Raw genomic sequence first — 18,819 nt, 5'->3', positions numbered from 1 at the left:
ATGGACAACTCACCATCCACCTCGGTGCTCATGGCAACTACCAACGAAGCCCTGCTCGACGATCTCCTGCGACTGGCTGCGGCCGCTGCTGTCACACCCCTTGTCGAGCCGGACCTGCACGGCCTCCGGCGCAACTGGCAGACCTGCTCGCTGGTTGTGATCGGCCGCGACCTGGCCGAGCCGCTGGCCCGCCTCCAGCCCGCCCATCGACCAGGAGTCGTCGTGGTCGGCTCGGCGCGCGACGGCGACGAGCTCTATCGCTGTGCCTTCGACGTCGGCGCTGATGTCGTCTGTCGTCTACCCGACGACGAGTCCTTGCTCGCCGGCAAACTGGCCGACGCCCTGGACGGGGTGAATCGCAAGGCTGTCACTCTCGCCTTCGTCGGCGGCTGCGGGGGAGCGGGAGCCACCACGCTCGCCGCTGCGGTCGCGGTCCTTGGCAATCGGCGCGGATTCCGGACGATGCTCATCGACGGCGATCCACTCGGCGGGGGCATAGAGCTTGCCCTAGGCATCGAACGCGATCCCGGCGACCGTTGGCCCAAGCTTCTGAATGCATCGGGTCGTGTCAGCGCAGCGGCCCTTCGCTCTGCGCTGCCGTCCGTCGACGGCCTCGCCGTCCTGTCCTGGGATCAGTCCGATGTCACCGTGCTGCCGCCGGACACGATGAGCTCGGTCATCGGCGCCGCCCAACGCAGCAACGACCTCGTCGTACTGGACCTCCCTCGCCGCGCTGACCCGACCGTCGAGGAAGGCTTCATCCGCGCGAACGCGACTCTCCTCGTCGTCCCCTGCGACGTCCGCTCCGTCGCGGCTGCCAAACGCCTCTCCGGCCCGCTTCGCTCCGTCGCCGGTGACCTCCGCGTAGTGGCCCGCAGCACTCGTCCCGCCCTGTCGCCCGCTGACGTGTCCACCCATCTCTCATTGCCCTTAGCAACAAAACTCGGCCTCGATCGCACCCTCCCGACCGCCATGGACCAAGGCCACTTCACCCCCGGTCCCCGAAGCCCCCTGACCCGAGCCGCCACGACCCTCCTGAACCTTTTCGACCTGGCCAACCCGGCAGCGGCATGACCGCCCCTGTCCTACCTATCAGAGTTGGTGATTCTGTGACCACCACAGTCGTCCCCGCCGACCTGCTCGACCGCGTTCGCGGCACGCTGGCGGTCACCGGCGCCGAGCCGACTCCCGTCCACGTAGCGGCGGCCCTCCGTGCTGACGGCACCATCTGCGGCGACGCCATGGTCCTCGCCGTCGTCACCGCCCTCCGCCGCGAAGCCCTGGGTGCAGGCCCACTCGACAGCCTCCTGGCCGAGCCGGGCGTCACCGACATCCTGGTGAACGGCCCCGACGAGGTCTACATCGACCGCGGCCACGGCCTCGAGTTCGTAGCCATCCGCACCGGTGACGAACCCGCGATCCGCCGCCTGGCCACCAGACTCGCCGCCGCAGCCGGCCGTCGCCTCGACGACTCCACGCCGTACGTCGATGTCCGCCTGGCTGACGGCACCCGCTTCCACGCCGTACTCGCACCGATAGCCGCACCAGGCACCTGCCTGTCGCTCCGCGTCCCGTCTCGCAAGGTCTTCACCCTCGACGACCTCGTAGCTGCCGGCGCACTCCCGCAAGCCGGCGTCGCAATCCTGCGCGACCTACTGGACTCCCGCCTGGCGTTCCTGATCAGCGGCGGCACAGGCACCGGAAAGACCACCCTCCTCAACTCGCTGCTCTCCCTGGCCGACCCGTCCGAACGCCTGGTCCTGGTGGAGGACGCCAGTGAACTACGCCCCAACCATCCCCATGTGGTCCGCCTGGAAGCGCGGCCGCCCAACGTGGAAGGTACCGGCGAAATCTCCGTCCGAGATCTGGTCCGCCAAGCCCTCCGCATGCGCCCGGATCGTTTGGTTGTGGGCGAGGTCCGCGGACCGGAAGTCGTGGACCTCCTGATCGCGTTGAACACCGGCCACGAAGGCGGCTGCGGCACCATCCACGCCAACTCGGCCGCCGACGTACCCGCTCGCCTAGAAGCGCTAGGTGCCCTGGCCGGGATCACCCGGGAAGCCATCCACAGCCAGATCGCCTCAGCTCTCCACGCCGTGATCCACCTGACCCGAACCGCAACCGGCCGCCGCCGAATCGCCGAGATCCACACCTTCACCCCTCACCCCAGCGGCGCCCCAACCACCCACCCCGCCGTCACCTTCCACCCCGACAACACCCTCACCCTCCACCCACCCGCCCACCTCTTCACCAACCTCCCCGCAACTGCGGTCGATGCAGCATGACCCCAGCCTTCCTAGCCGCCATCCTGACCCTCCTAACCTGCACGCTCACGCTCCCACCCCCGGCCCCCCTCCACCGCCTGCAAACCCAACCAAACCTCACGCCCCCACACCCAACCCCCAACTCACAGCCAACCTCCGGTCCCCTGCCAACCCGCAGCCGGCCGCCAACCCGCGGTCCACAGCCGAGCCGCGGCCCGCAGCCGACCCGTGGCCCGCTGCCACCCGGCCCGCAGCCAACCCGCAGCTCGCAGCCGACCCGCAGCCAGCTGCCAACCCACGGCTCACAGCCGACCCGCGGCCCGCTGCCACCCGGCCCGCAGCCAACCCGCAGCCCGTACCCGACCCGCAGCCCGCTGCGAACCCGACTAACCCGGGCGGCTCTCCTAGCCCCGCCAACCGCCTTGGCCACCGCGATCCTCGGCTCTCAAGCCCTCGTCTCAACCCTGGCGATCGCCGCAGTACTAGTCCTGATCGCCAACCAACGAGCCCAACACCAGCAGCAGAAATCCACCGCCGCCCGCCGCGCCAACATCATCGAAGCCCTCGACGTACTAGCCGCCGACCTCTCGGCCGGCCGCCCACCCATCGCTGCCCTCGAAGGCGCAGCCTCCATCAGCCCAGACCTAGAAGTAGCCCACGCCGCAGCCAAACTCGGCGCCGACGTCCCCACCGCCCTGATCCGAGCATCAAACAAACCAGGCGCCAACAGCCTCCGAGCTCTAGCCGCCGCCTGGCGAGTCACCGAGGAATCCGGCGCCGCCTTCGCCGCCCTCACCGAACGCTTAGCCAACTCCCTCCGAGCCGACGAAGCCATCCACCGCCAAACCGAAGCGAGCCTCTCCGGCGCCCGCTCGACCGCCCGAATCCTCGCCATCCTCCCCGCCTTCGGCATAGCCCTCGGCTACGCGCTAGGCGCCCACCCTTTCACCTTCCTCACCACTACCCCACCCGGCTGGCTCTGCCTAGCAGCAGGCCTGGCCCTCACCACCACAGGCCTCCACTGGACCACCCGCCTCTCCCAACCCGCAACCCCCATACGAGTTCCCCATGCCTGAAGCCGTCGCCGCCGCAGGCCTCCACCGGATCACCCGCCTCTCCCAACCCGAAGCCCCTGTACGAGTTCCCATGTCTGAAGCCTTCGCCGCCGCAACAGCAGTTGCCCTGGGCATCTATCTCGCCCTCCCACCGCGCCCCAACCTCCGCCGCCTAACCCGACCCCAACCCCGCACCAACCCGCGAACCCCACCCCACCACCGACTAGCCGCAGCCACCACAGCCCTAGGCGCCCTACTCCTCATCGGCCTCCCCCGGGGCGCGATCCCGGCCGCCATAGCCCTGTACGCCGTCCCGCGAGCCCTCTCCCGCCTAGAACCAGCCACCACCAAACAACGCAACGCCCAGCTAGCCCGAGACCTCCCCCTAGCCATCGACCTACTGACCGCCTGCCTCCGAGCCGGCCGCCCACCTCAACACGCGCTGACCCTCGTAGCCGAGGCCCTCCCCGGCTCCCTAGCCGACCTCTTCACGAAGATCGCCCACCACCTAGCCCTCGGCGCAGACCCAGCCACCGCCTGGGCTCACCTACGCGCCGAACCCACCTGCGCGCCCATGGCCCGAGCCATCACCCGCTCCCTCCGCTCCGGCGCCCCGCTCTCCAAGACCCTGGAACACCTAGCCGACGAAACCCGCCGCTCCCACCACCACGCCGCCGACCAACAAGCAAGAGCCACCGAATCCCGAGCAGCCCTCCCACTAGGCCTCTGCTTCCTCCCAGCCTTCGTCCTCCTCTCCATAGTCCCCACCATCGCCGGCTCCCTGATCCCGTACGTCCTAAACCCCTAACCCCACAATCCACAACCCCAAAGTCCCCACCAAAAACCCCACCCAACAACGGCATGTTCTCAACGAATCACAAATCCTCAGGAGGCAACACATGTCCACCCAGGTAGTAGCCCTCAGCAACCACTTCCACCCCACCCAGCCCGGCCCACTCGACGCCCTCATCCCCAGCGATCTCAAAGCCACTCACTCCCACACCCCCGAGCCCTTCGATTCCTCCGTCTCAAACCAGCTTCCGACTCACATCCCCGCGCCCTTCGACTCGTCCGTCTCAGAGCAGCTTCCGACTCACACCCCTGGGCACCTCTTGTCCCAAGCCCTCGAGCACCTGCCGCACACCCCCGAGCACCTGCCGCACACCTCCGAGCACCGCCGCGCCCACACCCTCCGTCGCGTCCGCTCGCGCACCTTCCGGCACATCCGCACCCGCACAGAACGCGGCGCCGCAACCGCCGAGTACGCCGTCACGATCGTCGCCGCCTGCGGCCTAGGCGGCATCTTGGTAGCCCTCCTCAAATCCCCCCTGATGCAGAACGCCCTCAAAGCCCTCATCAATTACGCCCTGAAAATCGCCGGCGTAGACGGCGTCCACCTCTAACCCACCCCCACAGTCAGGCGACCGGTCGGCCCACCCCTCCCCGACCGGTCGCCACCCCAAGGGAGCCCCAATGCCCCACCTGCCCGCCCATCACCCCAACCCCACAATCCGACCCACGGTCTCCCGCCCCACTGCCCTCTCCAACGACACTGCGTTCTCCCGCCACACTGCGGGCTCTCGCCCCACCGCCGGCGCACGGCCCACTACCGGCCTTCACCCCACCGCCGGCTCGCAGCGCACCAGTCGCTCGCGGCCCACCACCGGCTCCCACCCCACCACCGGCTCTCACCGCACCGACGAGTGCCACCGTACCGACCGAGGCGCGGTGACGGCCGAGCTGGCTATCGCTCTCCCCGTCCTGTTTTCCCTGCTCCTACTAGGCATCTGGTCCATCGGCCTAGTCGTGCTCAACATCCGATGCATCGACGCGGCCCGAGACGTAGCCCGCGCAGTAGCCCGCGGCGAACCACCCGATCAAGCAAAGGCCCTCGGCCACCGCACCATCCCCACCGGCACGATCACCATCACCCGCGAGTCCTCGGACATCCACGTAACCGTCACAGCAACCTCAACCCACACCCCTCCACTCCTCACCCTCCTAACACCCACCCACCTAACAGCAACCGCCACCCTCCAAGCCGAACCAGAGACGGCCCCATGACCCACCCGGAACGAGGCAGCGCCACAATCCACACCCTCCTGGCCGCCTTACTCCTCACAACAGCCCTAGCCGCAGCAACTCTCTGGTCCACCATTTCCATCGCCCGCCACGAACTCGCCGCCGCCGCAGACCTAGTCGCTCTAAGCGCCGCCCAATCCCTCGCCACAGCAGCCAACCAACCCACAAACGCCACCGCACCGACTGCGACCACCGGAACGACCGCCATCACCGGACCGACCGCCATCACGGGACCGACCGCGACTTCCACACCGACAGCGACCTCCGCACTGGCCGCCAAGCTAATTCCGTCCACGGGCGCGGAACTCACAACGGCGCTCACACCGACGACAGCCGCCGTACGCACCCCGGACTTTGCACCGAGCACGTCCTCCGCGCACCCCGCCACTTCCCTGACCACGCAGCGACTTCGCGACACGCGCCCGTCAATCGCCGATCAACCCTCGACCACCACCGCACCCGCAACGCCGTGCGAAACCGCCGCCCGCATCGCGATCCTCAACAAGGTCCACCTGACCAACTGCAACACGACCACCGATGCCGTAACCGTGGAGGTATCGCTCAAGCTAGATCTTCCGCTCGGCCATCCAACCCTCAGCGCGACTGCCAGGGCCGGTCCGCTCTGACGCCAGCCCATCCGGCAAACTTGAGCCTGGTTCTGGTGTGGTCGCGATCTGGTCGCAATCTGGTAGAGATGCCGCGTTGATGTGGACTACTCGTGTTGCCGCGCTCCATGATCTGGAACCGAGTCCAACTCATCTTCCCGGACGTACTTCCCCGACGCCCGGACGGATACCTCGGAGGCACGCTTGCCCGACCGGATTCGGCTGTTGCTGGTCGACGACCAGATCCTCAGCCGAGGCTTGCTCCGCAGCCGTCTGGAGCGCGAGCGCGATCTGGAGATCGTTGCCGAGCTCAACAGAACCGACGACGTCGTAGGCGCAGCGAAACGACACCGCGCCAACGTCGCCCTGCTCGACGCGGCCGGACCGGGGAATCACAGCATCACCGTCACCACCAAGCTCCGCACGTCGATGCCCGAATGCCGTGTCGTCATGCTCACCACATACGGCCGGCCGGTACACCTCCGCCGCGGCCTAGACGCCGGAGCGAAAGGCTTCGCGCTGAAGGACTGCCCGGCCCCTCAACTCGCAGACGCAGTACGCCGCGTGCACCTTGGCCTCCGCGTAGTCGACGCCAACCTGGCCGCCGAGACCCTCCAGTACTCCGAAACTCCACTCGACCAGAACGAGACCGACACCCTTCGAGCCGCCCGCGAAGGCGGTTCCGTAGCCCTCATGGCCCGCAAACTCCAGGTCTCCGAGCGCGTAGTCCGAACACGCCTCTGGTCCGCAATAGGCAAAACCGGAGCCCGCACCCGCTCCGACGCCATCCAAGTAGCCGAACAAAACGGCTGGCTCCTCGACTAACCCAACCCAGGCCCGCCGTACCCAAGCCGAGAGAATCCGCAGGTAGCGCGGTACGTATCGCCGCGTACGGCGGTGGGTTCCGTTGCATGTGGTGTGGTGCCGCGTGGGGTGGGCGGGTTGGGGGAGACTTGGGTGATGGATGGTGGGCGGAGGCGGGTGGTGGTCGTTGATGCGGCCAACGTGGTGGGGTCTCGGCCGGATGGGTGGTGGCGGGACCGGGTCGGGGCTGCTCGGCGATTGCTGGTTCGGCTGGCTGCTTTGCAGGAGCGGTTGGTGGATACGGAGCTGGTTGTCGTGTTGGAGGGTGCTGCTCGCCGGGCCGTGGCTGGGGATGATGCGCCGGATACCGGGGATGTTCGGGTCGTGCTGGCGCCGGGGTCTGGGGATGACACGATCGTGCGCGTGACTGCTGAGCTTGTTGGGCAGGCGGATCGTCCTGAAGTCACAGTCGTCACGGCAGACCGCGGCCTGCGCGAGCGACTCGAACCCGAGGCCGCGACCACCGGCCCACGCTGGCTCCTCGACCAACTCGATGATCTGCCGAGGTAACCAGGCCAGTCCACGCGCCCTCCACGCACTGGCAGGCACCGCTCGAGCAGGCCAAGTGGGTGAGCCGCGGCTGGTATGCCTTTGCGCGGGTTCGCCGTGTGCGTGTCTGTCGTTGAGTCTTCCGACGGGCCAGTTGCTCCGTCGGTGAGCCCGTGCGTCGTCCGCGCGCTGGCGCTTGTCGGCTGCGCACGGCGGCGGGCGGCTCCGGGCAAGTCTTCGCGTGGTTTGGCCCTGCGGGTTGGCCGTGTAGGTCAGTCGGTGGGAAGTGGCGCCGGGTCAGCTTTTTCGTCGGCGGGCGCGTGCCTTCGTGCCGTGCGCGCTGGCGCTGGTTGGGCTGAGCGCTGTGGTGTGCCGCGCCGGGACAGCCGGTGTTCGCCCGTGGCCGCCGTACAGCTAATTCGCCTGCTCCGTGGTTGGCCGTTTGAGTGTCCTTCGGCGGAAGGTCCCAACGGGTGTCCGCCGGCGAGCTCGTGCTCTCCGGACTGCTCGTGGTTCGTCCGCGCGTTGGCGCTGGTCGGGTTGAGCGCTGGGGTGCGCTCGGCGGGTCAGCCTGTGTTCGCCTTTGCGAGGTCGCCGTACAGGTTCTTCGCGTACTCCGTGGTCGGCCGCCTGCGTCCGCCGGTGGCAGCAGCTCCCAACGGGGGAGTTCGTGCGCTGGCGAGTTCGTACGCCGGACTGCTTCTGCGTCGGGTCGTTCGTGCGGCGGCCATGCTCCTGCGGCGGTCTGGTTCTGTGTTGGCTTGCTTGGCTTGTTTCTGTTTGAGCAGTTGGCGTATTGCGGGCCGCGTCGTCGAGCTACCCGTAGCCGGTCAGGGCACAGGGCCTGCGGTGTCGTCGGTGGGTGGGGTTATGCGCAGGCGGATAGGAAGTTGCCGGTGTGGGTTATCAGGAGGTGGGGGCCGGGGGTGGCGGGGAGGTGGGCTTGGGAGGTGTGGATGGGGTGGCGGGTGCCGTCGGGGGTTATGACCAGGGTGTTGGGGGCGTCCAGGGCGATTAGCTCGTCGTCGGCTCGGACGAGGACGGGGGCCGTGTAGGACCAGGAGAGGGCGGTTCGGCCGGCGGATAGGGCTTCTAGGGTGGCGGTGGGGAGTTCGGTGGGGCCTTCGGCGTCGGCGTCTACGGCGATCCAGGTCGTCGGAGTGCCGGGCGGTGTGAATGAGGTGGGGTTGTGCCAGTCGCTGCCGCCGATGGGGGTTGTGCCTTCGAGGCCCCAGGCCTGCCACCAGGCGATGGGGCCGCCCCAGGTGTGGTCCAGCCAGGAGGAGTGCCAGATTTCGGCCAGGGGTGGGTGTTCGGGGAGCGGGTGGCGCCAGGCGCAGTCGCCGCCGAGGGGGTGGTTGATCGAGAGGAGACCGCCGCGGCGGGCGACCTCGGAGACCCAGGTGGCGGCGGGTTGGCGGAAGTCGATCGGACCGATTTCGCCGAATGCGTTGGCGTGGCCGGTGTCGGTGGTGACTTCCTGGCCGGGGATGAGGCCGATGCCGAAGCGTTTACTGAGTGACGGGAGTTCGGCGTGGTGGGCGACGGTGTTGTGATCGGTGACGGCGAGTACGTCGAGGCCGGCCGACACCCCCAGGGCGGCGAGGTTCGCGACTGGGGTGGAGCCGTCGGAGTGGAGCGAGTGTGCGTGGAAGTCGCCTGCGATCCACTTCAGGCCGGAGGATGCGGGGAGGGTACGGCGTGGTGGTCGCTGCGGTACTGCGATGGCGGCGGTCGCGTCGGCGTACTCGTTCAGGCCGGGGATGTTGTCGACGGGGCCGGTGGTGGCTTCGACGAGGAGTTCGACGCCTTCGAGCGGGATGCGGTGGAGGCCGAGGACGACCCACCAGGTGCCTGGTTCGAGTTCGCCGGGGAGGTAGCCGGGGGTGGCGGCCTCGGGGGTGAAGGCGAACGTTTGGCGGGCGCCACCGGACCAGCCGCGCCAGCCGCCGGCGCCTTCGCAGCCGATGTCGATGACGGCGCCTTCGACCGGCGGGACAGTGAGCGTGACGAGGAGCCCGGCGCAGTCGGCCGGGATGTCGACGGGAAGCGAGTGCCAGACGGACTCGGCCCGATCGTCCAGCGTCCAACGGCGGCGGTACGAGGTGACGGCCATCAGACGATCTCCCGGCTCTTCGTCGTCGGGCGGTAGCGGCGCGAGGTGGGCATCAGGCGACGGGGGCTGGTTGGCGGGCCAGTAGTTCGCCGGATTCGCGGTCGTAGAGGAGGACCCGGGTGGCGGGGGCGGTGAGGACTACAGCGCTGCCCGGGGATGGTTCGGCTTCTTCGGGGACGGTGACGCCGACGAGTGTGCCGTCGCAGTCGACGGTGACCAGGGATTGAGTGCCCAGGTTCTCGGCGACGACAACGCCGCCGCGAAGGGCGGGACCGCTGATGTCACCCGACGCGACGGTCAGGTACTCGGGTCGGATGCCTACCGTCACCTCGGCGTCGGCCGGAACCGAGACCGTTGCCGCAGGCAAGGAACCGCCCGGGACGGAAACCACACTGATGTCCGATTCGGAGGTCACCTTGCCGGGGAGGAGGTTCATCGGGGTGGAGCCGATGAAGTTGGCTACGAAGGTGTTGCTGGGGCGAGCGAAGACCTCGCGGGGCGAGCCCAACTGGCGGAGCTTGCCGGAGTCCATGACGGCGATGCGGTCGGCGAGGGCTAGGGCCTCGGCCTGGTCGTGGGTGACGAAGACCGTGGTGATGCCGAGGTCGCGTTGGAGCTTCTTCAGGAAGGTGCGGGCCTCGAGGCGGAGCCGGGCGTCGAGGTTCGACAGCGGCTCGTCCAGCAGCAATACCTTGCCCTCGGATGCGATCGCACGGGCCAGCGCGACACGCTGCTGCTGGCCGCCGGAGAGTTGCGCCGGCTTGCGCTCCAGCAAGCCCTGCAAGGAGAGCTCGCCCGCGGTGCGCGTAGCAACGCCGGAGCGGGTGGCCGGGGCGACCCGGCGTACCTTCAAGGGATAGGTGATGTTCTCGGAGACGTTCATGTGGGGGAAGAGCGCGTAGTCCTGGAAGACCATCGCGACCCCGCGCTTGCCCGGCTCCAGGCGCGTCACATCGGCTGAGTCGATGCGGACGGTGCCCTCGGTCGCCGCCTCGAGACCGGCGATCGTCCGGAGCAGGGTTGTCTTGCCGCAACCGGACGGGCCGAGGAGGGCGAAGAACTCGCCGTCGGCCACGTGCAGGTCCAGCCCGTCGACGGCGCGGACGCCGTTCGGGTAGACGGTTGCGAGGCCTTCGATGTCGATGCCCGCCATCAGCTCTTGATCCCTCCATGGAAGCGGAACCCGTATCGCGAGTTCACCAACAGGTACAGCACGACGACCGGGATGGAGAACAGCAGCGAGAACACCGGCAGCACCTGCAGGTTCACACTGCCGCCTTCGTCGGTGAGGGTCTGCATCAGCACCGCACCGGGCTGTTTCTCGATCGACCGGATCAGCAGGAAGGGCACCAGGAAGTTGCCCCAGGAGTTGACGAACGCCCAGACCATGATCGTCGCGAGCCCGGGCCGTGCGACCGGGAGTACGACGTCGCGCAGGATCTGGCCGGTCGACGCGCCGAAGACGCGCGCCGACTCCTCGTAGGATTTCGGCACCGCATCGACGAAGTCCTTCAGGATGAAGATTGCTGCCGGCAACAATCCGCCGGTCATCACCAGCGCGACGCCGAACCGCGAGTCGATCAGCCCGAGCTGGAACATCATCACGAAGATCGGCACCATCGCCGCCGTACCGGTGACCACCGACGACAACAGCAGCAACCCGTAGAGCAACGCGTCCCGCCCGGGGATGCGCACCCGCGACAGGGCGTACGACGCCAGCGCGGCGAACGCCGTCACGGCAACAGCGGTCGTCACGCAGATCAGCAGCGAGTTGACCATCGAGTGCATTGCATACGGATGCTCGAGCGTCTTCCGGAAGTTCTCCAGCGTCCAGTCCGGCCAGTGCACGCCGAGACCCGGCGAAGCGTCGAACGGCGCCGACGCGATCCACAGCATCGGTACGGCGAAGAACAGCGTGATCGCGCAGATCAGCACGTAGAACCCGATGCGTCGTACGACGAAGTCCGGCCTCATGAGCGCCTCCGAAGCAGTCGCAAGTACACCAGCGAGACCAGCAGGTTCGCGATCAGCAGCAGGAACGAGATCGCCGACGAGTACCCGAGCTCACCGCCCTGCAGCGCCACGTTGTAGATGTACACCGGCACCGTCTCGGACTCGTGGTTCGGCCCGCCCTTGGTGAGCAGGAACGGCGAGAAGTCGTTCGCCGTCCACAGCGAGATCAGCAGCGTGTTCGTCAGCACGTGTCCGCGGATGTGCGGGAACACCACGTCCCGCAGCGTCTGCCAGCCCGATGCGCCGACCATCCGCGCCGACTCGAGCTGCGACGGCGGGACGGCCTGCAGCGCGGACGAGTAGAGCATCATCGAGAACGCCGTACCGCGCCACGTGTTGAAGACCACGAGGCAGGCCATCGGGTAGTCGATCAGCCAGGCGGTTCCCTGTGTGCCCAGCAGACCGTTCAAGGTCCCGCCGTCCCGGTCGAAGAACGCGACCCAGAGGTACGCGACCACCGTTGACGGCAGGATCCACGCGAGCAGGACGAAGGCCTCGACGGTACGGCGTACGGCGGGACGCGTACGCCGCATGATCCAGGCCAGCGTGAAGCCGAGGACGTTCTGCCCGATGATCGCCGAACCGAGGACGAACACCATCGTCAGCCACAACGCGTTGTGGAACAGCGCGTCGTTCAAGGCCTTGGTGTAGTTCGACAACCCGACGATCGACGGCGACACGGCCTCGACGCCGGTCAGCCGGTAGTTCGTGATGCCGATGTAGATCGTCCAGAGCGCGGGGAAGATCAGGAAGGCCCCGATCAGCAGGAACGCGGGCGCGACGAAGCCGAAGGCCCGGCCGACGCCGAGCCCCGCGACATCCCGTGCGGGAGTACGCCCCCGCACGGGAGCAGATGCGGAAGTCATCAGTTACTGGTGACCTTGTCCTTGCTGCCGGCCGCGGTCTCGACCGCCTTCTGGTACGCCGATGCCGCGGCGTCGGTGCTCTTACCGGCCACCACGTCCGCGGTCGCCTGCTGCAGTGCCGCCGAGATCTTCGGGTACTCCGCCAGGCCCGGGCGGAACTGCGTGATCGGCAGGACCTTGTCGGCGATGAAGCTCAGCATCGGGTCGCTCGCCAGTACTTCGCTGTTCACGTCGGACCGCTGCGTGATCTTGGCGGCTCCGTCGAGCGACGCCTTCACCATGTCGGCCGAGTTCATGAACTGCAGCAGCTCCCACGCCTGCTGCGGGAACTTCGTGTTCGGGTTGATCACGGTCGCGCCGCCACCGGACATCGAGACGAAGTCCTGGCCCTTCACGCCCGAGCCGGGCTTCATCGCCGGGATCAGCGCCCAGCCCACCGCGGTGTCGCGGTCGGCCATCTTGGCGACGCCCTCCTTGGGCTCGACCACGCTGCGCCAGAAGTAGTCGCTCTCGCCCAGGATGCCGATCTTGTTGGCCGCGAACTCGGCGAACGACTTGTCCCGGCCCTTGGCCTCCTTCTGCAGCACGGGGTCGCCCAGACCGGTGCTGTAGATCTGGTGGTAGAAGTCCAGCACCTGCCGCAGCTGCGGGGTGTTGCCCAGCCACTTGCCGTCGGTGTTGACGGTCGCGCCGGTGCCGACCAGCAGCGGCAGCACGCCTTGCATGGTGGTCGCCTCGCCCATCGCCGTACCGGCGTTGATCTGGATCGGCGTCACTCCGGGCAGCTTCTTCAGCGCCTGGCCGGCCGAGATGATGTCGTCCCACGACTTCGGCTGCCAGTCGGCCGGCAGACCGGCCTGCTGGAACAGCTTCTTGTTGAAGTAGAGCACCCGGCCGTCGGTGCCGCCCGGTACGCCGTACCGCTGGCCGTTGTAGCTGCCGAGTGCCTGCACCGACTCCGGGATCTGCTTCCAGCCGTCCCAGTCGTTCACCTTGGCGGCGTCGCCGACGGTGTCGGTGAGCGGCTTGATGTAGCCGGCCTGCGCGAACTCGCCGACCCAGATCCCGTCGATCTGGAACAGGTCCGGTCCGGACTTGTTCGACAGGTCGAGCGACAGCTTCTGCTTGTAGACCTCGTCGTCGGAGCCGTCGCCCTGGAACTTGACCGTGACGTCGACGCCCTTGCCCTTCTGGTCGGCGACGAATTTCGGGATCAGCACGTCCGACAGGAACGTCGCCCCGGCGCTGCTCTTGCCGCCCTTGACCGAGTTCGAGCCGATGGTCAGCTCGACCTTCTTGGCGTCGGCGTTCCGGTTCGCGTCCTGGCCGCCGCTGCTGCCCTTGTCGGACGAGCCGAGGCATCCGGTGAGCAGCGCAAGGGCGGCGGCGCCGAGGACGCCGGCGGTGGTCAACCGCGAGAGAGATCGCATCAAGGCTCCTAGCGAAAGTGGTCCGGCGACAGTGCCAGTGACATGCCGGTCAAAGATTGTCACTCTCGAACGACTATGTGAAGACTTTTTCCCAACCCTGGGTGAACGTTGACGGGTGCTGTAGGCAACCAAGTGCTTCCTGTCAAGCCGGGATTCCGCGGTACGCATTGCGGAAAAGTTAAAGGATGCTCAAGGTTCTGTGGCAACAGGTAGTTGACTAGATACAGAGCGTGAGATTCGGAGCTACTGTCTTGCCGACCGGTTTAGTGGATCGGAGGTGACAGACATGGGACTGCTCCACGGAGTTGCTTGCCTTCTCGACGACCTGCTTGATCACTGCCATCACTGGTGTTGGTGGTGACCGCGGCCGCCTGGTGACGGCTGCGGACCTGACGGTCGAGCGGTGACGACGACGCCGGGCTCCCGCTGACGCGCAAGCAGCGGGGATTCCCGAAGTCATCCCCGAGCATCGAGTGGCCGTCGTTCGCTTCACCAGACACAACTGAAGATTCACGTCGATTCGAAGGAGAGAAACGGTCGGCCCCGACATGATGTCGGGGCCGACCGTCTGTCTGGCTGGAACCTCCTCAGGTCAGCTCTGGGCCAGCTGCATCATCTGCTTCGGCAGCACCGTCATCTGGGCCGGGATCGGCAGCTGCGGCCGCAGCAGCGACAGCAGACTGGCTGCCGCGCCCGCGATCGGCAGCGGCAGGGCCAGGCCCAACGACGCCAGCAGCGCGTTCACGAGCGCCAGGACTGCGCCGAGGATGTCCAGGCTCGGCACCGGAAGCCCGGACCACGCCTGGATCGGCGTGCCGGCTGCGCTCATGCTGCCGGTCGGTTGCGCTTGCTTGGCCTTCCCCTTGCCAAGCAGCGATGTCAGGGCGAGACCGCTGGCGGCGTTCACGAACGTGCCCGCGCCCTCGTCGTAGCTCCACTTCTGCCCGGAGCCGTCACGGCAGGGCAGCACCAGTAGTGGCGCGGCGGCAGGAACCTTCGCCAGGTCCGCACCGCTGTCCAGGCAGGCTCCGGTCTTGGCAAGGGCGCCACCGACGCTCTTGCTCATCGCGACCTGCAGCTGGCCGGACTCGGTGTAGATCCACTCCTGGGTCTTGCCCTCCTTACCCGGAGCACACGCCATGATGACGGCCATCGGGACCTTGGCGGCCGCGACGAACGTCAGGCAGTAGCGCGTGTCGGAGCGAGTGGCGATCTGTTGTGCCACGCCCACCGTGACGCCCGGTGTCTTCGAACCGCCGGAGACGGGGTTCGCCGCCTGGGCCGGTACGGCGGTGGCGAGTGCGACGCTGACCGCGAGGACTGCCACGCCGGTGCGGCTGAACAGCTTACGGATGATCAAGACAACCTCCAGAGGTCGTGCTATCTCGCAGGCGTCAGGTCGTCGGGACCCCGTGCGCAGCCGGTACGCCGGCAGTGACTCAGCGCGACGTTGACGCCACAACAAGTAAGGCACAGGTGTCGCGGAGGAGGTTATGGCGATCTTGCGAAACTTGATGCCAATGGCAACTAACTGCCACCCGAATCTCGTTGCGCAAGGCATCGAAATCGGGCTGCCGGGTCGCCGTGCGACCGCTGTGAGGTGATCGAGATCTTACGGCAATCCGGTGATATTCCGGTAGCTCCGCGGTGCAGTTGATGCCGTAGGCAACAGAGTGGTCAGTGCGGCTGTTTGGTCTCACCGGGGTCCGGTGCGAGCTCCTGCTCGGTGGCCAGACGGTCGTCCGCGGGCGTATCCGTGGTGGTCTCGAGGGCGGGCGTGGCGGTGTCACCCTCTGTGACCTCTCCGCCGACGGTGTCACTCGGCGTACTCGTCGCCTGGGCGCGCAGCTCACGCATCTCCTTGCGCCGGCGGTAGCCGCGGCCGAGACCCTTCTTCACCAGCCAGAGCCCGACGATGAGCGCGGCACCGGCCAGGGCGCCGAGGAAGAACACAGTTGGCACCGAGACGCCGAAGTCGACGCCGAAGACCTCGAGCTTGGTGGATGCGGTCGAGGACACCGAGACGCCCAGGCCGAACAGCACCGCGAGGGCGATCAGAACAATTCCGAGGACGGCCATGGCAAGCTGCCTTTCTGCCGGCCGTTCGAGCCGGCCCTTCAGGCCTCACTGCTGAGCAATGCGGAGAGCAGCGCCACCGCGCCGCTCTTGTCGAGTGGGTTGTTCTGGTTCCCACACTTGGGCGACTGTACGCACGACGGGCATCCATCCGTGCAATCACAGTGTGCAATCGCCTCACGTGTCGCGGTCAACCATTCGCGCGCCGCGGCGTACCCGTGTTCGGCGAAGCCGGCCCCGCCGGGGTGGCCGTCGTACACGAAGACGGTGAGGCAGCCGGTGTCAGCGTGGCGGGCGGTGGAGACGCCGCCGATGTCCCAGCGGTCGCAGGTGGCGAACAGCGGGAGCAGGCCGATCGACGCGTGCTCGGCCGCGTGCGCAGCTCCCGGTACGTCGGACAGGCCCAGGTCGGCGACCGCGGTGTCGGGCATCGTCCACCAGACCGCCTTGGTCCGCAGTGTGCGCTCGGGCAGGTCCAGCGGCTGTTCGTCGAGTACGTCGCCGGTCGCGATCAGCTTGCGCTGGTACGAGATGACCTGGCTTTTCACCTGGACCCAGCCGCGCGACAGCTCCGCCGTCCCCCAGGTACACGTCTCCTCGGTCGCCAGGATGCTGATCTCCGTCGTGTCCCGCGCGAACGTCGTGTAGTCCGGAGACGCCGGCTCGACGACAGCGGCGTGCTCCTCGAGGTCGAGCGACCGGACCAGGTACGACTCGCCGGCGTGGACGTAGACCGCGCCCTCATGGACCGAGGAGTGCGCCGAGCCGCCGTCGACCGTGCCGAGCAGCCGACCGGTCTGGTCCTCCACGATCTGCACGGTCTTCCCGCCGGCCGATCGGATGTCGATGGCGTCGACTGCCCGCTCGCGGCGCGTCCAGAACCAGCCGTGGGGTCGCTCGCGCAGCAGACCCTGCCGGACCAGCTGGGCGATGACGGACTCGGTCGTACTGCCGAAGATCTCGAAGTCGTCCGCGGTCAGCGGCACCTCCTGCGCGGCCGCGCACAGCTGCGGCCCGAGGACGTATGGGTTCTCCGGATTGAAGACGGTCGCCTCGACCGGTCGACCGAAGATGGCGCGCGGATGACGCACCAGATAGGTGTCGAGTGGGTCGTCGCGCGCGATCAGCAACGCCAGCGCATCCCCACCGGCTCGGCCAGCGCGTCCGGCCTGCTGCCACAGCGATGCACGCGTGCCAGGCCAGCCCGAGAGCAGGACGGCGTCGAGTCCGGCGATGTCGATGCCCAGCTCGAGCGCATTGGTGGCCGCAACCCCAGTCAGCTCGCCGCTCTGCAACATCCCCTCGAGCCGTCGACGTTCCTCCGGCAGGTAGCCGGCTCGATACGCAGACACCTGGTCGATCAGGGTTGGGTCGACCTCGGCGAGGTTCTCGCGGGCTGTCAGCGCGACCGACTCCGCACCCCGGCGCGAACGGACGAAGGCAACAGTCCGGACACCGGAGACGACCAGATCGCTCAACAGGTCGGCCACCTCGGCCGTGGCGGAACGCCGTACCGGTGCGCCGTTCTCGCCGTGCATCGCGGTCAGTGGCGGCTCCCAGAGACCAAAGGCGATGCCGCCGCGCGGTGAGCCGTCTTCGACAACCTCCACCATCGGCAGACCGGTCAAGCGTTCGCCTGACACGGCCGGCTCGGCGACAGTCGCCGAAGCGCAGATGAAGATCGGATGAGCGCCGTACTGCGCGCAGACCCGGCGCAGTCGCCGCAGTACTCCGGCGACGTGCGCACCGAAGACGCCGCGGTAGTGGTGGCACTCGTCGACCACGACGTACTGCAGGCAGCCCAGAAAACGCGCCCAGCGTTGGTGATTCGGCAGCACCGAGCGGTGCAGCATGTCCGGGTTGCTCAGCACGTACGTCGCATGGTCGCGCGCCCAGTCGCGCTCGCTGCGCTCGGAGTCGCCGTCCAGCGTGGTCGCACGGAGACCAGGCACGGTGTACGACGAGACTGCGCGCAGTTGGTCGTGGGCCAGCGCCTTCGTCGGAGACAGGTACAGCACCGACGCCGTCCGGCGATGTGGTGACGCTGCCTGCGCAATGCTCAGCGTTGCGAAGGCGGGCAGCAGATAGCCGAGTGATTTGCCCGATGCGGTCCCGGTCGCGACGACGACATGCTTCCCGGCGTACGCCGCTTCGGCCGTGGCGACCTGGTGGGTCCACGGAGCAGTGATGCCGGCGTCGCGCAACTGGCCGAGCACCTCGTCCGGGACCCAGCGCGGCCAATCACACGTTTGCCCCAATCGCGCCGGCACGGACTCGACATGCGTCAACCGGTCGTCACGACCAGCGGCCAGGCGTTTCAGGACAGCCTCGGCCTCACCACCTGCACGCATACCGTGAGCCTAGTGCGCTACACGGACAGCAATCTGCTGAGGACGAGCTGAGAATGCACGTGCGTGGTGCACGGTCGGATGCACACGGCTTTTTGGGGAGGGGAATCGACTTCGGTCTGGCGAGATGAAAGAGTTTTCGGTAGCGGGTCTTACTCACGGTCCGTACATGGTTGAATGCAGCAGTTCACGGGATCGGAGGCCGAAGTGGATCTGTCGCTGACCGCGCGCGCCGAGGGCGGGCGGACCGTCATCGAGGTAGCGGGGGAGATCGACGTCTACACCGCACCGAAGCTCCGCGAGAAGATCGCCGCACTCGTCGACGACGGGGTCTACGACCTGGTCATCGACCTGGAACGCGTGGAGTTCCTGGACTCCACCGGCCTCGGCGTTCTCGTCGGCGGGCTGAAACGGGTGCGCACCCACGACGGATCACTGTCCCTGGTCTGCACCCAGGAACGGCTGCTGAAGATCTTCCGGATCACCGGGCTGACGAAGGTGTTCGACATCCACCCGGACGTCGCCTCGGCGATCTGACCTGGGCGATTCGAAGCGAAAAGGTGTCCGCAGGGCTACGAAGAGTGAGCTGCTTGCTCAGACACCCGGGTATG

At 67.6% G+C, this 18,819-nt stretch carries 18 protein-coding genes; 9 read left to right on the top strand and 9 right to left on the bottom strand.

Annotated features, from left to right (window positions below; genetic code table 11):
- The 6 genes from ssd to EV653_RS42750 all read left to right on the top strand — a co-directional run bounded on the left by ssd (position 1) and on the right by EV653_RS42750 (position 5,383).
- The gene (ssd, locus tag EV653_RS24065) at positions 1 to 1,074 is read left to right on the top strand and encodes a septum site-determining protein Ssd (RefSeq protein ID WP_134105947.1); all 1,074 of its coding nucleotides are present in this window, start codon (positions 1 to 3) and stop codon (positions 1,072 to 1,074) included.
- A 35-nt stretch (positions 1,075 to 1,109) separates the two neighbouring features.
- Complete coding sequence (locus EV653_RS24060; protein ID WP_238160022.1) at positions 1,110 to 2,285, top strand: TadA family conjugal transfer-associated ATPase; 1,176 nt, start codon at positions 1,110 to 1,112, stop codon at positions 2,283 to 2,285.
- Positions 2,286 to 2,686: 401 nt separating this feature from the next.
- On the top strand, positions 2,687 to 3,340 hold the full coding sequence (locus tag EV653_RS42250) for a type II secretion system F family protein (protein WP_238160020.1): 654 nt from the start codon (positions 2,687 to 2,689) through the stop codon (positions 3,338 to 3,340).
- Positions 3,333 to 4,127 carry a type II secretion system F family protein gene (locus EV653_RS42245; protein WP_370358450.1) on the top strand — a complete coding sequence of 265 codons (795 nt, stop codon included), beginning with the start codon at positions 3,333 to 3,335 and terminating at the stop codon, positions 4,125 to 4,127. Before EV653_RS42250 ends, EV653_RS42245 begins: the two co-directional genes overlap by 8 nt.
- A 91-nt stretch (positions 4,128 to 4,218) precedes the next feature.
- Positions 4,219 to 4,722: a DUF4244 domain-containing protein gene (locus tag EV653_RS42240; RefSeq protein ID WP_238160018.1), complete on the top strand. Its 504-nt coding sequence runs from the start codon at positions 4,219 to 4,221 to the stop codon at positions 4,720 to 4,722.
- Positions 4,723 to 4,792: 70 nt separating this feature from the next.
- The gene (locus EV653_RS42750; RefSeq protein ID WP_370358447.1) at positions 4,793 to 5,383 is read left to right on the top strand and encodes a TadE family type IV pilus minor pilin; all 591 of its coding nucleotides are present in this window, start codon (positions 4,793 to 4,795) and stop codon (positions 5,381 to 5,383) included.
- On the opposite strand, the gene EV653_RS41300 is transcribed toward EV653_RS42750, so the two are convergent.
- Complete coding sequence (locus EV653_RS41300) at positions 5,313 to 5,801, bottom strand: hypothetical protein (RefSeq protein WP_166679454.1); 489 nt, start codon at positions 5,799 to 5,801, stop codon at positions 5,313 to 5,315. The two genes, EV653_RS42750 and EV653_RS41300, sit on opposite strands and share 71 nt — an antisense overlap.
- Before the next feature lie 409 nt (positions 5,802 to 6,210).
- On the opposite strand from EV653_RS41300, the gene EV653_RS24035 reads away from it, so the two are divergent.
- Positions 6,211 to 6,831, top strand: coding sequence for a response regulator transcription factor (locus EV653_RS24035; RefSeq protein ID WP_134105943.1), 621 nt, complete (start codon positions 6,211 to 6,213; stop codon positions 6,829 to 6,831).
- 402 nt (positions 6,832 to 7,233) lie between these two features.
- On the top strand, positions 7,234 to 7,380 hold the full coding sequence (locus tag EV653_RS42235) for a hypothetical protein (RefSeq protein ID WP_238160016.1): 147 nt from the start codon (positions 7,234 to 7,236) through the stop codon (positions 7,378 to 7,380).
- Positions 7,381 to 8,227: 847 nt separating this feature from the next.
- Here the strand turns inward: EV653_RS42235 and EV653_RS24025 are convergent.
- The 8 genes from EV653_RS24025 to EV653_RS23990 all read right to left on the bottom strand — a co-directional run bounded on the left by EV653_RS24025 (position 8,228) and on the right by EV653_RS23990 (position 18,211).
- Positions 8,228 to 9,475, bottom strand: coding sequence for a CehA/McbA family metallohydrolase (locus EV653_RS24025; RefSeq protein WP_134105941.1), 1,248 nt, complete (start codon positions 9,473 to 9,475; stop codon positions 8,228 to 8,230).
- 52 nt (positions 9,476 to 9,527) lie between these two features.
- Complete coding sequence (locus tag EV653_RS24020; protein WP_134105940.1) at positions 9,528 to 10,628, bottom strand: ABC transporter ATP-binding protein; 1,101 nt, start codon at positions 10,626 to 10,628, stop codon at positions 9,528 to 9,530.
- Positions 10,628 to 11,449, bottom strand: coding sequence for a carbohydrate ABC transporter permease (locus EV653_RS24015; protein WP_134105939.1), 822 nt, complete (start codon positions 11,447 to 11,449; stop codon positions 10,628 to 10,630). The genes EV653_RS24020 and EV653_RS24015 overlap by 1 nt, the downstream gene beginning before the upstream one ends.
- Entirely contained in the window at positions 11,446 to 12,354 is a 909-nt protein-coding gene (locus EV653_RS24010; RefSeq protein ID WP_134105938.1) for a carbohydrate ABC transporter permease, read from the bottom strand. The genes EV653_RS24015 and EV653_RS24010 overlap by 4 nt, the downstream gene beginning before the upstream one ends.
- A complete protein-coding gene (locus EV653_RS24005; protein WP_134105937.1) occupies positions 12,354 to 13,784 on the bottom strand; it encodes an extracellular solute-binding protein in 1,431 nt (476 codons plus the stop codon). The genes EV653_RS24010 and EV653_RS24005 overlap by 1 nt, the downstream gene beginning before the upstream one ends.
- Positions 13,785 to 14,376: 592 nt before the next feature.
- Positions 14,377 to 15,144: a ricin-type beta-trefoil lectin domain protein gene (locus EV653_RS24000; RefSeq protein ID WP_166679536.1), complete on the bottom strand. Its 768-nt coding sequence runs from the start codon at positions 15,142 to 15,144 to the stop codon at positions 14,377 to 14,379.
- A 317-nt stretch (positions 15,145 to 15,461) separates the two neighbouring features.
- Positions 15,462 to 15,863, bottom strand: a complete 402-nt coding sequence (locus EV653_RS23995) for a hypothetical protein (protein WP_134105935.1) — start codon at positions 15,861 to 15,863, stop codon at positions 15,462 to 15,464.
- Between the two features lie 38 nt (positions 15,864 to 15,901).
- Positions 15,902 to 18,211, bottom strand: a complete 2,310-nt coding sequence (locus EV653_RS23990; protein WP_166679535.1) for a DEAD/DEAH box helicase — start codon at positions 18,209 to 18,211, stop codon at positions 15,902 to 15,904.
- Between the two features lie 174 nt (positions 18,212 to 18,385).
- Between EV653_RS23990 and EV653_RS23985 the strand changes: the two genes are divergently transcribed.
- Entirely contained in the window at positions 18,386 to 18,745 is a 360-nt protein-coding gene (locus EV653_RS23985) for an STAS domain-containing protein (RefSeq protein WP_441294978.1), read from the top strand.
- Positions 18,746 to 18,819: the final 74 nt, after the last annotated feature.

The organism is Kribbella pratensis (assembly GCF_004365355.1).
GTDB lineage: Bacteria > Actinomycetota > Actinomycetes > Propionibacteriales > Kribbellaceae > Kribbella.
This window is presented reverse-complemented; position numbering and strand designations above follow the sequence as displayed.

Coding starts and splice junctions, on each gene's coding strand:
- EV653_RS23985 (WP_441294978.1), top strand. CDS start 18,386: ATGCAGCAGTTCACGGGATCGGAGGCCGAAGTGGATCTGTCGCTGACC.
- EV653_RS24005 (WP_134105937.1), bottom strand. CDS start 13,784: ATGCGATCTCTCTCGCGGTTGACCACCGCCGGCGTCCTCGGCGCCGCC.
- EV653_RS24015 (WP_134105939.1), bottom strand. CDS start 11,449: ATGAGGCCGGACTTCGTCGTACGACGCATCGGGTTCTACGTGCTGATC.
- EV653_RS24025 (WP_134105941.1), bottom strand. CDS start 9,475: ATGGCCGTCACCTCGTACCGCCGCCGTTGGACGCTGGACGATCGGGCC.
- EV653_RS23995 (WP_134105935.1), bottom strand. CDS start 15,863: ATGGCCGTCCTCGGAATTGTTCTGATCGCCCTCGCGGTGCTGTTCGGC.
- EV653_RS23990 (WP_166679535.1), bottom strand. CDS start 18,211: ATGCGTGCAGGTGGTGAGGCCGAGGCTGTCCTGAAACGCCTGGCCGCT.
- EV653_RS24020 (WP_134105940.1), bottom strand. CDS start 10,628: ATGGCGGGCATCGACATCGAAGGCCTCGCAACCGTCTACCCGAACGGC.
- EV653_RS24010 (WP_134105938.1), bottom strand. CDS start 12,354: ATGACTTCCGCATCTGCTCCCGTGCGGGGGCGTACTCCCGCACGGGAT.
- EV653_RS42750 (WP_370358447.1), top strand. CDS start 4,793: ATGCCCCACCTGCCCGCCCATCACCCCAACCCCACAATCCGACCCACG.
- EV653_RS42240 (WP_238160018.1), top strand. CDS start 4,219: ATGTCCACCCAGGTAGTAGCCCTCAGCAACCACTTCCACCCCACCCAG.
- EV653_RS42245 (WP_370358450.1), top strand. CDS start 3,333: ATGCCTGAAGCCGTCGCCGCCGCAGGCCTCCACCGGATCACCCGCCTC.
- ssd (WP_134105947.1), top strand. CDS start 1: ATGGACAACTCACCATCCACCTCGGTGCTCATGGCAACTACCAACGAA.